This is a genomic window from Paenibacillus sp. Root52, assembly GCF_001426865.1.
Classification (GTDB): domain Bacteria; phylum Bacillota; class Bacilli; order Paenibacillales; family Paenibacillaceae; genus Paenibacillus.
In genome coordinates this window covers 17470-33070 of the sequence record NZ_LMFO01000033.1, presented here as the reverse complement: position 1 = coordinate 33070, position 15601 = coordinate 17470, and the positions used below count along the sequence as shown (strand labels likewise).

8 protein-coding genes and 1 pseudogene are annotated in these 15601 nt (G+C 44.2%); 2 read left to right on the top strand and 7 right to left on the bottom strand.

Annotation, left to right across the window (positions count from 1 at the left end; translation table 11 throughout):
- Positions 1-8 precede the first annotated feature (8 nt).
- The 3 genes from ASD24_RS27585 to ASD24_RS27575 form a co-directional block, all read right to left on the bottom strand.
- Positions 9-2300 (bottom strand): glycosyltransferase family 2 protein, encoded by a 2292-nt coding sequence (locus tag ASD24_RS27585; protein WP_056702974.1) that lies wholly within the window; start codon positions 2298-2300, stop codon positions 9-11.
- Positions 2300-3394 carry a bifunctional glycosyltransferase family 2/GtrA family protein gene (locus ASD24_RS27580; RefSeq protein WP_056702971.1) on the bottom strand — a complete coding sequence of 365 codons (1095 nt, stop codon included), beginning with the start codon at positions 3392-3394 and terminating at the stop codon, positions 2300-2302. Before ASD24_RS27580 ends, ASD24_RS27585 begins: the two co-directional genes overlap by 1 nt.
- A 268-nt stretch (positions 3395-3662) precedes the next feature.
- Positions 3663-4193, bottom strand: coding sequence for a GNAT family N-acetyltransferase (locus tag ASD24_RS27575; protein ID WP_056702968.1), 531 nt, complete (start codon positions 4191-4193; stop codon positions 3663-3665).
- Positions 4194-4365: 172 nt separating this feature from the next.
- Here ASD24_RS27575 and ASD24_RS31555 point away from each other — a divergent pair.
- Positions 4366-4509, top strand: a pseudogene (locus tag ASD24_RS31555) (YheC/YheD family protein); the annotation flags it as partial.
- Positions 4510-4547: 38 nt separating this feature from the next.
- Here ASD24_RS31555 and ASD24_RS27570 read toward each other — a convergent pair.
- Positions 4548-5510 (bottom strand): helix-turn-helix transcriptional regulator, encoded by a 963-nt coding sequence (locus tag ASD24_RS27570; RefSeq protein ID WP_056702965.1) that lies wholly within the window; start codon positions 5508-5510, stop codon positions 4548-4550.
- Between the two features lie 112 nt (positions 5511-5622).
- Between ASD24_RS27570 and ASD24_RS27565 the strand changes: the two genes are divergently transcribed.
- Complete coding sequence (locus tag ASD24_RS27565; protein ID WP_056702962.1) at positions 5623-6102, top strand: GyrI-like domain-containing protein; 480 nt, start codon at positions 5623-5625, stop codon at positions 6100-6102.
- Positions 6103-6422: 320 nt separating this feature from the next.
- Here ASD24_RS27565 and ASD24_RS27560 read toward each other — a convergent pair whose 3' ends face one another.
- The 3 genes from ASD24_RS27560 to ASD24_RS27550 form a co-directional block, all read right to left on the bottom strand.
- Positions 6423-8519, bottom strand: coding sequence for a 5'-nucleotidase C-terminal domain-containing protein (locus ASD24_RS27560; protein ID WP_235540929.1), 2097 nt, complete (start codon positions 8517-8519; stop codon positions 6423-6425).
- Positions 8520-8771: 252 nt separating this feature from the next.
- Positions 8772-9551 carry a class B sortase gene (gene srtB / locus ASD24_RS27555; RefSeq protein WP_056702957.1) on the bottom strand — a complete coding sequence of 260 codons (780 nt, stop codon included), beginning with the start codon at positions 9549-9551 and terminating at the stop codon, positions 8772-8774.
- A gap of 19 nt (positions 9552-9570) precedes the next feature.
- On the bottom strand, positions 9571-15453 hold the full coding sequence (locus ASD24_RS27550; protein WP_056702954.1) for a DUF7601 domain-containing protein: 5883 nt from the start codon (positions 15451-15453) through the stop codon (positions 9571-9573).
- Positions 15454-15601: the final 148 nt, after the last annotated feature.

Genomic DNA, 15601 nt, shown 5'->3' with positions numbered 1-15601 from the left:
TATCTCTCCTAACCCTCTCGGATGAAACTCTCGGATTGTGGGGGAGTCAAATCATTCAACAATTGATTAATAAGGCCGCGCTCCACGATATCATCGATATTCTCAACGGAGAGAAGCACTTCACGATGATTGGCAGTTGTATTGCCGGTATGTTTCAGAATCACTTCAATATTGCTTTTGGTCATAAACGTAACGATGGATCCAGCGGAAATATTGTCATGTAGACCCGTCGCCGAGAAGAAACGATAGTTGAAGCTGCGCAGAATACAGCCTGAATGATTCGTAAACGTGACCGGAAGCTCCATCGAAAGACGCGGCATTTTCCGCTGATCCGAACGCTGCTGAACAACCCGCTTTTTCACATTACGTAGCATATCGTCATACGCCGTATCCCAGAGGTTCATCTGTTCAGGCAGCGAGTGCTTACGATCATAAATAATCTGCATGTACTGGCGGTTGTCTGTCTCGTTAATCGGTTGTACCGTTGCTGAATAGCGCCAGCCCGCTCCATCCTGTTTCACATATACGATGACCGCATCTAGATTCGCCTCATACCGTTCGCTTTTTACAACGAGAGAGATGGTCTCTTTTTCGGGCAAATAGATCGGATAGGGAACATAGAAGGCAATGCCTTGCTCGGATACATCGACGGTCTTGGCCTCGTACTGCAAATTTCTTGCTTTGTAACGGATGGTTACATCCTCCTGTGCCCGAATACGTTCTGTCTCCCGATACGCACGTCGGCCAATCATGAAGAATAAGGCATAGCATAGCGCAATCATGTTATGAACTAACCAGAAGATAATGATGCTACTGAAAAATAGGGCAATACCATACTTTCCGCTTGCATACCGGATGATGGCGGCAATGGATAACAGGAGTAGGAAAATATGCGGAAGCGCATATAACAGCGTAGACATCCACTTTCGACCGTTAGACCTGCTTTTGTTCGTAACCTTGAACTTCTTCTCCCGAATCCCTAACGTTTCAAGGATTACCGGCCATATGAGATAGGGCATAAATATCGTATCAATAACCTGACTCCAGCGTTGATTCCGTATGTTACTAGACAAGTAACGCATGGACAGACTATAGAAGAAATACGACGGGAGCCAGAATATTAAAATCTGCCAGAAGGTTGTATTGACGATCTGGAAATCGAATAACGCAAACAAAATCGGTGACAAAATGAAAATTAATCGGTTAAAGAACGACCACCAGTATAAGAAACTGCTCACATAGGTCACTCTCGTCCAGAATGGAAGCTTCTCGGAAAAGGGAGCACGGGTATTCTGCAAGCTCTGAATAATGCCCCTCGCCCAACGGATTCGCTGCTTTATCATGCTCGGAACCGTGGTTGTTGTCTGCCCCGCAGCCTGAACCTCTTGCGTCGCATAGGTGATATACCCTTCTTGCTGCAAGCGAATGCTTGTCTCGAAGTCCTCCGTGATCGTATTCAGTGGGAAACCACCGATGTCTACCATGCCTTGTCTAGAAATAATCGTGTTACTTCCGGTATACGCTACTGCATTGGAAGCATTACGCAGAATGTTGACCTCTCGTGAGAAGAAATCCTGTTCATTCGGAATCCCTTGCTCCGCGTACAGATTGAATTGGAATAGATCTGGATTATAGAAGCTCTGTGGTGTCTGCACCAGTCCAAGCTTGAACTTCTCATCCATTTCATCCTCTCGGCGAAGACGCCACTCCTCCCCCTCTTTGATGAATGTAGAGAGTAGGAAGTAGGGGACGGTTTTCATTAGAAAAGTATGTTGTGGAATCATATCCGCATCAAAGGTAGCAATGAGCGGAGATGTCGTTTTGCTTAGTGCATTATTCAAGTTACCGGACTTGGCGTCCTTATTGCCAGGAAAGCCTAAATATCCGACACCAAATTGATTGGCAAGCTCCTCCACCTCAGGCCTTGCCCCATCATCACATAAATAGATATGAACCTTCTGCTTATCCGGATAATCCATGAATGTACAGGCATTCACCGTCTTATACAACAGATCGACCGGCTCATTATGGGTCGCAATAAATACGTCCACATGTGGATAGTACTCTGGCGGTACAATGGGAAAATCAAGCTGTGTACGCTTCTTTTGCATTTTTTGAAAGAACAATTCAAAGGTTGTAAGTACAGTTACTGTTTCCGCTACAATGAGCAGCATGCCGAAAATGACATTTAGCACGCCCTCGCCCCACGGCAGTGTAAAGAACATACGCCATAGTAAGTAGATCGTCATTAAGATCATGGTGATGACAAAAAAGATGTTTTGCCGTTTCTCGTTTTGCACTACAACTGCTTCCTCCTTGCTGCAAATACCCATCTACGCTGCAACTGAAAGCTAAGCAGGAACAACAAGGCATCACAGACGAATTTCGCTATCTTCTCATCTATGTAGAAAATAGTATGGAATACATATACACCTGTACTAGAAAGCAAAATTACTAAGCCGCACAGCGATAAATACCGCCATAGACTGCCTTGGCTGTCCTCTTTGCGAAATACAAAATGTCTATTCAATACATAATTAACCGCAATCGAAATAACTCTCGCAATGACTGTAGCTAGTAGAATTCTTAAATAGTGTTGCTCTCCTAATATAGGTCTTAAGAAATCAATCAAAAACCAAGCAATACCCAAATCCACGACGGAACTGGCTACTGACGATGAAATAAAGCGGAAAAAGTTAGAGAATAACACGCCCATCACCCGAGCGCTATCCTGAACAGCTTTGAAATGTGTACCTGCATTACCATTCTCGTAGATGACCTGGATCGGCATCGTATGAATGGGTATACCAGACTGAATGCAGGAAATGAGCATCTGCAGCTCATATTCGAAGCGAGAGCCACGAACCTCCTGCATAAATGCAAGTAACCCTGGGCCGAAGGCGCGGAGCCCGGTCTGGGTATCTGACAGCTTCTTACCATATAACATTGCAAAAATGAACGAGGTCATCCGGTTGCCCAGCAACGACTTCGGTGGGATTCCTCCCTCGCTGAAGTTCCTTACGCCAAGAACTAGCGCATCAGGATGGCGCCTAGCCTCCACAGCAAGACGGTATACATCCTCTGCAGCATGCTGTCCATCCGAATCAGCCGTGACTACAAAGGCAGAGGGATCACAGTTTTGGCTAATGTATTGAAAACCAGTCTTCAGTGCATCACCTTTACCTTGATTCTTCGAATGGCGAAGTAGGACACAACCGTTATCATGCAGTTCCTCGAAGATTGGCTGGTATGCTTCACCAGATCCATCATCCACAATAACAATATGAGTCAAGCCATATTCTCGCAATTGCTTCACATAGAGCGGAAGTCTCTCATCTGGCTCAAGCGATGGAATAAGGATGATCGTTTCGCCATGTTGTGCACCTTTCATCATCCTACATAAGCTCCAATTCGACAAATTTTCACAAAATTCTTTCTTGGAATATTGAGAGTATAACACCGAAAAGGTTGGCAGTAAACGAATAAACCGTAACCTTTTTGGTAAAAATTTTGGCTGAAATTACATATAAATATGACTCATTTTTAAGACTGTTAGAAGAGCGTAAACTGCCCATCATCTTAACTATTATTGGGGTAAATTCCTTCTATTCTATTCATCGGCAAAAGCCCCTCCGAATTACAGAGGGGCTTTCTTACTAGATTCAATCTGAACTTAGTTTGGAGTACATATGAATATCCTTAAACGTACCTTCTACTCTCTCATACTGCCGAAGTGTTCCTTCACAGGTGAAGCCCAGCTTCTCTAGAAGCTTGATTGAATTCACATTATCCGGATCTACCTTAGCTTCGATGCGATTCATCTTCAAGATAGAGTACCCATGCTCTAACATGGCACGGATTGATTCGGAGGCGAATCCTCTTCCCCAGTGTGATTGAGCGAGGTCATAACCAATCTCTGCTCTATAATGATCATAATCCAAGGAGTTAAAACCGCAGGAACCTATGATTTGATTTGAATTCTTTTCGATAATAGAAAAACGGATGGCTTTCTTGTCTCTGGATAGATCATCTAGTAGATGAATCATGGCGACTGCTTGTGCCTCGTCCGTAAACGGACTAATATTCATAAACTTCGTGACAACTGGGTCAGACCAAATGTTGAACAAGCTGGGTGAATCCGACTCCTTCATCTTTCTTAAATGCAAACGTTCTGTGTTTAGCTCTGTAATCAATACTTTTACCTCCATTATATTTAATAGTTAGGTTTAAAATATTGATATCTGCGCATAGTTCAGTCCCTTCATGTATAGACGTTATCTCATTATATAAGAGTTAATAGTTTTTGGCTCATCCTTCTCATGCATTCATTAATCCAACTCCTCAAATCTAGACGAATGTTCACTTATGCCAGCAACACAATTGCTTACGCAGAATTCGTTAAAGAACATGCTTCTGCAATATCCAAGCGTTGTGCTGAAGCCACGCAATGGAAGCTATGGAATAGATATTGTGTTTATTCAGCGGAACCGTTCTAACGACTATCGCATTCAAAATGAGAATAGTACCGTTCACATGAAAGACATTGATCAATTGCTCCAGCGGGTCAGTCTTATATGCAAAGCATCTGCCAAACCTTCTGGCAACGTTCTGAACTTGATATCTTCACCCAAGAACAACAGCCAATTGAGCATTTCGACAAGATCTTCTGCATGGTCACCATTGACGTGTGTTTTTACAATCGCTCTTGATTGAAAAGGGTCAATATAGGAAATAGAGACTTGTAGAGGATGATATTTTTTAAACTGTTCTATTGCCTTAGATCCAAGCTCAAGGACAATGTTAAATGCTTCTTCTTCCTTCCGCAGCTTCTCTTGGATCTTCTTACGACTCAACCTCTTATTCACGGAGTACGGTTCTACATCGGTAAGGTAATCGACGGGGAAAAGGCGTCGTTTCTCTTCTCTTAAATCAAAGCCTTCAATTAACCAAATGCTCTTCTCGCGATAGAGATGCAAGAGATAGATTGGATAAGACTTGATGACATCCCCTTCTCTAATCGTGATCCATAAGTAACTTTCCAACAGAAGAATCTGAATCAGTTTCTCCAATATAGGGTGAGGAAGGTCTGATAACTCCAGTAGATCCGGATTATTGGGGTTGGTTCCTTCGAACAGTAAGATTCGATTAAGGAGAATAAGATCATCCTGATGGCTTTGCGAGATAAGCCCTAACAATTTCTCAGCCAGAGACTGTCGACTCTTCAGGTAAGGAAGCTGCTGGTTACGTGTTGCCATGAAGGCAATAAAAAGAGCCTTAATCTCTGTGTCCGTAAAACGAACCGGTGGCAAGACAGAATTACTCATGACGAAATAGCCACCATCTCTACCCACTTCAGCGATGAGCGGCATCCCCATAGCTTCGATCTCTCTGATATCCCGAATAGCTGTTGAACGGGAAATACCGAATTCCCGCATAATTTCGGAAATGGTGAAGGAGGCTCGATTATTGATGTACCGCATAATGAGGTTAATCCGTTCAACTTTTTTCACGACAGCCTCCTAAACAGTTTCACTTTTTGACATGATTAAAAGTTATTATAAACTCATCAAGCGAAAGAAACACTATTTAGAAAATACCTCTAAAAAAAGGACGGTTGAAAAAATGGGAAATTACACTCTTGAGCAAAAAGAAAGCTTTACCGTATTAGGCATGGGAACGGATCTGAAAAGCCACTATACCGATTATGCTGGGATTAACAAGGAAAAACTGGACTTCTGGCATGCGGTTCAAGAAGATGGAAGGCTGGATGCGCTCAAAGCGGTAGCCAAGAATGATTACATTTTTGCTGTGAACGAAGCTGTAAACCACAAAATGATGCATTATGCTGGTGTGCTAACGGATGAAACTCTACCTGATGCTACCCGTGTCATTCAGTTCCCTAAGGGAGATTACCTAGTTATCCAAGGAGAAGCGGAGACAGCAGATGCTCTGAGTAATACGCTTACGGGTATCGCTTTTGGTCAAATCCTGCCGGAAGCTAAAGACTTTGCTTATGTTGGCGGGCCGAATGCAACGGTTGAGATGGGCACGCGCAATGGCTCCGTTTACGGCGAAATGTGGATTCCCGTCGTTAAGAAATAATTGGGAAATTGGAGGCGTGCTCATGTCAGATACGGTAGATTTTAAACAAGTATCCACGACTGGTTTAGAGTCCTCATTCTTTGTGAATAAAGGGGAATATTAACACGTCATTTTCGGCATAAAATAGAGGCGGCACTAGCAAAGAACTAGTTATAATCATGTAAGTAAACAACAAAAAACACATCCACATTGGGATATAGTATGCTCCTGCATAAACCATTTCTTAATTAATAAGAATTGAGGTTTATGCATAGGAGAGTAGCCATATACCCATACGGATGTGTTTTGCTATCTTACAAAAAGATAAGAATGAGTTCTAATTATGAAGCTTTGGCTGCAACTGCTTTTTCAATTAGAGCCTTCGCATCATTGGTAGTAAGACCTTGTTTCGGTTGAAGCTGCTTGCTATCTGCACCAAAAATACCTTTGTCGATCAGTTTTGCCATAGAATCAACAGCATATTTAGAAACCGTTGAACCATCTTCGAAACCTGCGATGATCGTAGCCGCATTTGTATCTGTAGCTTGATCCTTCAACAATTTAGCGAGAATTGTAGCAGCTTCTTCACGGGTAATATCGCGATCCGGGTTGAAGTTACCACCGTAGCCTTGAATGAAACCAGCATGTGTAGCTTCAGCAATTGCATCAGCATAGACAGCATTAGCAGCAACATCCTTGAATGTTGGCGCTGTAGTAGCTTCGTTCAGCTTCAGCATCTCTACTAGCGCAGTTACAAATTCAGCACGCGTAATAGATTCATTGGATACCGGTGCTTCTGGTTGCTCTGCAGCTACCAGGTTCGTGATACGACCTTCATTTTTAGCAACAATGCTATCGCCTTTAAACGTATCTACGATGTATTGGTAGAATACATCCAGATCGATAGGGCCTGCTAAGGATGATTTAGCATCCAACAGCACTTTATAGTTGTCTCCACCTGCAGCCATGAAGTTATTCACTACAGCCGTATATGTTTTTGCAGGATCAATTGGTGTACCATCTTCCAGACTCAGACCTGTAACACGTTCTGCAACTGGTTTATTGAAATCTGCAGTATACTTCAAACCAGCGATTTGAAGAGTTTTCGTATTTGGTGTACCGTCTGCATTCGTACCCCATTGTTGCTCTAGCAATGTTTTGACCTGTGCACCAGTCAACTCCAGTTTCACGAGCGTATTACCAAAAGGTTGGATTTTCGCAAGATCAGCAAAAGTCACATCACCTTGTGGTAGATCTGCACGAATACCACCTGGATTCATAAATGCAAAGTCAGCAGCGTCTGCATCATCGCCGAAATCTGCTTCACGCATTGCATCTGCAATCAAGTTACCTAGAGGAGCTTCATTATTATAAGCATCCGTACGTGTAACAGAACCATCTGTTGTACCTACTGGCTTAGTCAACTCAGGATGCTTGTCCAAAGACTTTTTAATGATCGCCAAAGTCTCAGGGTCTTCTTTCACACCCTCTTGGAAAGTCGTTGTAACTGTAGCTGATTTCTCCGTTACATCCCCAGTCTTAGGGTCAATCATCAGCTTAATATCTTCAAATGCCGTACCATATGAATACGCTTGAACAATCAAAATGCCATTTACTTCACCGTTAGCCAGTGCATGATTGTCGCCTGCAACGATAACGTCAACAGGTGTATCTGTTGGCAGAGCTTTAGCCAAATCAGCTGCTTCTCCAGTTGTTACGCCTTCCTTGGTGGTTGCTGGATCATGCGCGAGTACGATGATCGTTTCTACACCTTGGTCTTGCAGTTCTTTTGCATATTTATTAACGGCTTCAACTTCTTCTTCAGCGCTTAGGAAAGTTACGCCTGCTGTACCGGATGGGGATACTTTGGCAGGTGTAGATTTCGTCACCAATCCGATAAATCCAATTTTGACGCCGCCCACTTCTTTAATAACATAAGGCTTGATCAATGGTTTGCCTGTAGCCGTTTCAATCACGTTTGCGTTAACATAATCAAATTTTGCACCAGCATGCGTTACTTTGCCTTCTTTGGGATCAAGACCACCAAAGATTTGTGCTTTCAGAGCAGCGATCCCATGGTCGAATTCATGGTTACCTAGAGATCCTACATCAAAGCCCATCATGTTCATCCATTCCATAGTAGGCTCATCCCGATCTAGAGATGAAACTGGAGCAGATGCACCGACCGAGTCTCCATTATGGAAGAGTAGGGAGTGCTCATATTTTGCTTGAGCTTCTTTCAGATAAGTTGCTAGAATTGGAGCGCTTCCTGCCTTTTTATCACTAACGATAGAGGTCGTATCTAGCTGACCGTGGAAGTCATTGATTCCAATCAAGTGTACTTCTACATCTGCGTCTGCAGCAGAGACACCAACCGCACCGAATAGTTGGCCGAGCAATAGTGCAGTAGCAGCTACACGAATGGTGCTTTTAGCCACGTATTTTTTCCAAGACATGAATTAACAAAACCCCTCTCCAATTTCTGATCCTGAGATATTTTACCATAGTTCAATTCATTATAAGTACAAAATATATTAAATTAATGTAAAATTTTTGCGAGATTGATAGAAAACTGAATTCATTTAAAAAAAGAACCACCCTTGTATATACAAAGGCAGTTCATGGATCATGGATGATCTCCCAAAGGGGATATCACATATGAGGTCAATTCTTTTGGCGTTTCAGCATCGTCATGAAATCTTGCGGGCAACCACCGCTAAGCGTCCGTTCTCAGTCGAGTACTCGCACGTGGACAGTACAATAAGTTTGTCGCCATACTGTGCTGTTACCCCCGTATCATATAGAGCGAGTTGTTGGATGTTCTGGACATAGGAATCAAACTCGGCTGGCGTGCTTACATGTTCAATCTGATAGTATTTAAAAACGTCATCCGATTTGCGGTAAATTTCCGACACAATAACGGCTACAATCTCATACTCTTCCTTCTCGTAAAGCGTGCTGAACTGGAAGGTAGCATGCTCTTTATAGAAGCTTTCACTCTTGTATTTCATTAAGTCTTTAAACATCCAGCCACTTTTCATATGGTGACCATGAATGAGTAGAATGTCTGAACCGTTAATCTGACTATGCTTATCCAAAAAAGGGAGGCCACCATGATTTTCTTTTTTATCAAAATCATGATCGAGATAGTACTCTGCATCCTGCGGATTCTGCATCACGGGGTACTCAATGCGAGTACCAGCAATGTTCAGCCAGCCAGTAATGTCCGAATTTCTCTCGTACAACTCTCGGAATTCGGGAAGCATAACCGGTTCAGCCGTCTTACTAGACAAAAGGGAGGGGATATGATCCCCTCCTCCATAGCCCGAACTATCCTTCCAAACCTGGGTCAACTCTGCGATTTTCTGCTGCTCAGCATAATCTCTCAGATATGTTTTCGTCATATTGACGAGAGAAAAGACCAACACAAGGAGGGAAACGGCGATAAGAATTTTTTTGGTTTTACTCATGTTCTTACCGCCTCTCCAATCATTGAATGTGCTTCTTATTCTTGTTACCGAACAGGCAGAGCACAATTGTCATCAAGGACATCAGAGCTAGAGCCATATAAATCATTGGCGTTACGCTGTTGTCACCCGTTTTCGGAGCATCGTCCAGCTCATTACTGACGTTGTTGACTTCACTGTTACCATTGTCGGTGTCGTTATTAACCTTGCCCGGCTCTGTCGTATCTGCATCCGGCTCGGTATTATCGCTCACCGGATTAGTTACTCCGTTACCTGGTTCGGTCGTTCCATCAATCGGATCGATCGTGCCGATATCCGGATCGGTAGCACCGTGATCTGGCTCGGTGGTATCATTAACTGGATCGGTCGTTCCGTTAACCGGTTCGGTGGTTCCATTGACCGGATCTGTCGTTCCGTTAACTGGTTCGGTCGTTCCATTGACCGGATCGGTCGTTCCGTTAACTGGATCGGTCGTTCCATTACCCGGGTCAGTTGTTCCGTTGCCCGGATCTGTCGTTCCATTACCCGGATCGCTTGTTCCGTTGCCTGGATTAGTCGTTCCACCGCCACCGTTACCGCCGCTAGAACGAATAGGTCTCATAGGCACATCATATCTGACAATGTCGAAATCGACAGAGATCGTATCACTTCGATGTGTCTCGTATCCATCCTTCGTTACGATCAGATAGTAATCTGCTTCAGGGAATACCATGTACGCATAAAAGCCATTTGCATCGCTATCCTGCTCTGGACTCTTATTATCGTGCGGCGGGAAATTAGGAACCGCAGGAAGGGTTACTTTTGTACCCGGAATGCGACCTTTATCTCTATTCCGCTGCGTATCCGCATAATACAGTGTAACGACAGCTCCTTCAATCTTCTTGCCAGTGCTGGCATCTCCTGTCGTTTCATCATAAACCGTACCGTACGGGTCAACTAACTCCTCGGAAATATTAAGCTCTCCGTTCGCCTTTACATCCAGTTGTGCGACTTTGAGGAGTAATTCTTCGCCTGTCTCCGTCTCATAACGAACTTCCATGATGTACTTCTGCTCGCTTAGCCCTTCTACGGAGAACGTTCCATTTGAAGCCATCGGGAATGCTTTAGGACGGCCATTTTCTTCAATATAATTGCCGGCACTATCCTTCAAATAGATATGCATATGGCTGATAAACTCATCGTTGAACAGTTCTGTTGTTCCATTCAACTGCTTGAACATTACAATTCCTACTGCCGTAATGTCGGCTGGAACAGTCTCTTCCGTCACGCTGCCATCTACATTTGCTTTTTGCGTAAACTCGACAGGTACATCCTTACCACCTACGCGATACATCTTCGTATAAGTGATGGTATAGTCCGTATCTGCCACAGCTGGAACTGCATACTCACCATTCTCATTTGTCACTGTCTGAATTTTCTCACCTGTCTTCAGATCAGTTACCGTAATTGGCGCATTAGGAATGACTTCCCCTGTATTATTATTACGCAGGACGCCTTCCAGATACGGACGAGTATTTACAAACTCTGCCCTCGACACTTGTTTCTCAAGAATCGTGCCTGTGTGGACAAAATCTTCGGGATCTGTCACATAACCATCTCTCGTATAATCCTCTTGGGTTACCGTATATGCCAGATTGGTCGGGAGATCCTGTACACCGAGCGTCTGTCCATCGGTAAGCTCAAAGGTATCTCCGTTACGGACAACACCTGTGCTACCGTCTGACTTCACATAAACATAGGATTCGTCCGCCCCTTCACCTGTGAAGGTGATGGTGTACGTGAACGGTTTCTGTTTGTCATCGGCTTTACCTTTAACAGTATTTATGATGAGCAGACTGATAACGGTGCGTTCATTGATGAAATCTGCCTTATGATCACCTTTGTTCACGATTGTGCCAGAATACTCTCTCGTCTCTGGTGTAGTGGTATAGCCATCAATAGTCGTATAATCGGCCTCTGTCACGGTATACATTAGATCCGCAGGCAATGCTGCGAGTGTCACAGATTCCCCATGCTTAAGCGTAATTTTATCTCCGCTCTTGATCTTGCCAGAGGTACCATCTGACTTCGTGTAGGCATATTCCTTGTCCTTGCCTTCACCATCGAAATTCACAGTGTATTCGAAGTCCTTGGAAGGATCACTTCCATTTCCTTGCACTGTATTGCTGATCGTTAACTTACCTTGTGCTGGCGTAGGCACGATCAGTGGAAGTTCAGAGTTCACTTTTATGCCATCTACCCAGATTGGTTTACCAGGTGTATTACCAATATACACTTGATAAATTTTGGTCATAGGCAACCATGTTGTTGTATCGATATACGTTTCCTTCAGCTCATAATATCCGGGATCTTTGATGAATAGATTCAGTTTCCCATCACGATCAGTTATCCCTTGAGTGACTTCTTCCCCGTTACTTTTCTTATAGAGCGTGAATTCCACATCTTTTAACGGATTGTTATCCGGATCTACCTTTCTCAAAGGCAACAATGCATTGGACGTTGAAGTGCCGGCTACGTCTGAACTGTCCAGCGTGCTTTCACTTCTAGCACTAACCGATTTCAGTTTATCATCGCCCATGAGCTTAACCTCATTGCCCATTTTATCTCCAGCTTTGGCTGTATTTGGGTCAACCTCGGTTTGATAGACAAACTGATAGAACTTGTTAGGGTCGTCCATTTTGAATAATAAAACAGTAGTGCCACCCACGCCCGGCGCAGCTTCTACCTGGACTTCAGCATTCGGATCGCTAAGATCGAGTGCAGCGCCAGTTCGCTCAAGAGTACCGCTAGCAGTCAGTGTAGCCGGATAGACTGCCATACTTGGCGCTGACAGCACTAGCTTTCCATCTACCTCATAACGCAGATTCATACCGGCACCTAACGTATCCTGTAAATACGCACCCTGCTGCATGTTGAATGGTGGGGTATAATTTACCGTCCACTCCAGCACGCCTGGAACAGGCTTGGTTACTGACTTGTTTAAAGTCTGAATAGGTACGATAATCTTACGTTGTTCCGTAACAACTTTCTCTTCTCCGCCCCAGGTCATATGCAGGTCGGCTTTGTTGTACATCACTTGTTTGTCTGTACCATTTGTGGTGTAATCCTCTATATATTGCGCCAGAGCTTCATTGGAAGGTCTGGCCTTTACCAAAATGACATAAGGACTTTGCAGTTTGGAAAATGTGAAAACACCTTCGTTTCCGCTATGGTCAAAATTCACCACATGCGCAGGATCGTTTGGCTCGATAATGGATACAGCGTTGTTACGGGCTCCATAGTTAGTGCCACCATCATTGTTAGAGTAGCCCTTATACAGCTCGTAATCTTTTCCATTCTCGAAAGGTACAAACTCCCAACCATCTGGTAATGTATCCACCAGTTTCACATTGGTGATAACCCGATTCCCACCGTCTTTCGCCATTTCATCAGTGTTATAACCTGGCATATTGACACCTAAACGGAAAGTAACCGTTTTTGTTATCCGGTCGTAACCAGCTATGGTATATTCGTCCCCACTTGATGAGCCGTCATAGCCGATATAACGTTGAACATTGTTCGGGGTATACCATGTGTCAGTAGTACCGTCTACCTTAACAGGATACGAAGCCGCAAGCATATCCTTGTTCAGCATACGTAGGTGCAGGTTGGCGCTGTTTTGCGCTTGCTTTACAGTTTCACCATCAATCAGTAAAGCCCGATTTGAAATGGTTTTCCCTGCATTAATCTCCTGTCTGAACAGAATGTCAGGATTAGTCTCAAGTGAGCGGAAACTAAATGACGAGGCTTGGTCTGTATATCCAGTCACTTTGACCAGATCTGCCACGACTTCATCGTTCACTTTCAAAGGGATGACCTTCAAGTTTAAGCCGTTTGTGCCCTTGATGGAATCTTTGTGGTACTGCTTCCACAACTGCGCGTTAGTTACATTAGCTTTGATTTTGGCAATTGTGTCTGCACTGACCTCACCAGTATCATCCACAGCATTGTCCAAGACGTTCAGATTCCCGCCATGAACCAACACATCGTATACGGCAGCATTGGGCAAAGCATACTGTGGCGCTAGATTGACAGTCCACGTAATGCCACCCAGGTTAAAATCTTCTGTCGATACAGCGCCTGCTTTGGTAAACGTATGAGCGCCGACAGTGACGGTGGCCTCATCGGTAACCGCACTAGGTCTTGTACCCACAGTTACATCGTTGTTCTGTATGCCGTCTGGTGTAGCCAAGTTCCAGTTGGCACGAGGTTTAATTTCGAAATTCGAACCGCTAATAACCTTGCTCTTAATCAACAATTCAACCTTACCGTTAATCGTGTCAAAGGAATAAACTCCGTTCGGATCTGGTGTAATTCCTGCTTCTTCAGATCCAACGCCATCTACCCAAGTCTGCCACGTAGCTGATTCAAACTCTAGCCCTTGAGGTAGTACATTGGTTATCGTAAAGTCCTCTAACCCTTTTTTGTTATACTGGTTAACTACAACTTTCCATGTGATTGTTTCACTGGAGTGGTCATATGAAGCAGATGCTTGAATCCAGTCGGGTGCTATCCACGTTTCCCGTACTGCGCTAGCTTTTACACTGGCATTCGCATCCCTCAGTTCAACTTTCGGATCAAAGCGTTGTCCCCCAGAGCGACCAGGATCCATGCCCACGTCACGATACTCTTTATAAAATAAATCTTTATTAAACCACACTTGATACTCAACTTTTGGATCTATTCCAGTCTCCGCCGGGAAGATATAGCTCAGCCCGCCATCTCCATCAATTGTTGGCTGTACCGCATTACCGTTTACCTTGAAAGATCCAGGTACATAGACCGTACGGTAATCAGAAGGTTTGGAATAGAACGTCATTCCATCTAGCGGTAGCTTGTAAGTTGCATCAAGCACATCAAACGCAGACGGAGTAGACTGGATGGTCAGATAACCATTCTGATAGGCTGGCACGGTTATATACCACCAAGTCCAACTTGCGTTCTTAGGCCAGTTATCCCCTGCCAAGTTGATGCTATAAGCCGGGGTAACATCCGGATTCTTTAGTTGATATGCTCCGCCAAAAATCGAAATCGGTTTGCTTTCACCGTAATTCATACCTGTTACATCCGAATTAGCAGTGGTATCAAAGCTGAATGTGACCGCTCTACCTCTACCATCGAAAAACTGATCGTCCCCATTAAATACAATTCGGATGCTATTCGGTGTGAAATAAACGGTACCAAGCTGTTTCACTCCAGAATCAGTCGTGGCATTCAAGGTTCTAGTCGCGGTTGGCAGAACGACTTCCTTGAAGTAGGTGTCTCTTTTTAGCTCAATGAAGTCACCCTTCTGCATGTACTTTGACGTATCGTTCTGATCCTGTGTACCAACATAATCACCCATTACCGGCACTTTGAGCCCCTCTGATGTAAGGGTAAATGCCTGTCTCCCCTGAATGGTACCGCCTGGAGCAACTTCAGTTCCTTGCGTTACTTTCAGTGGAAAGGTTGCATTCGCATCCATGAATACTGCTGTTTTGTCCGATGGATCGACGGCCATTAGTCCCACCATGCTATTAGCTTGCGGCTTGGACTCTGCCTCAGGTGCCAACGTTGGACTGTCTGAAGAAGGTTCTTCTGTTACATCGTTTGCTTCCTCTTCATCTGATGCTGGCGGCAGATTGTTCTCCGACGTTTCATCTGACGGATCACTCACTTCCTCCGCTTCCGAGGAAGAATTGTCTGATGGAAGCCCGCCTGTTGCGTCGTCCACGACCTCTGATGTCGATTGCGATTCGACTACGTTCATTGAGCCGGAATCGTCATTCGCCAATGCAGCAGCAGGGAATGCTACTGTCTGCAAGACAAGCATGATTGCCAAGCAGATGGATAGCATTGTTTTACCTATACTGCGTTTGTGTTTCAATATCGAAATCTCCTCCACTTCTGAAAATTTTAGTTGCTGTCTGCCACTTATGTACGTTCTCTCCTGATCTCTTACACTCACGAAAGTGACAAAGTGAGCCAATTTAATGGCATATTCGACCATTTTAATGTAGAGACCTATACAAAAC

Coding starts and splice junctions, on each gene's coding strand:
- ASD24_RS27580 (WP_056702971.1), bottom strand. CDS start 3,394: ATGATGAAAGGTGCACAACATGGCGAAACGATCATCCTTATTCCATCG.
- srtB (WP_056702957.1), bottom strand. CDS start 9,551: ATGAGTAAAACCAAAAAAATTCTTATCGCCGTTTCCCTCCTTGTGTTG.
- ASD24_RS27565 (WP_056702962.1), top strand. CDS start 5,623: ATGGGAAATTACACTCTTGAGCAAAAAGAAAGCTTTACCGTATTAGGC.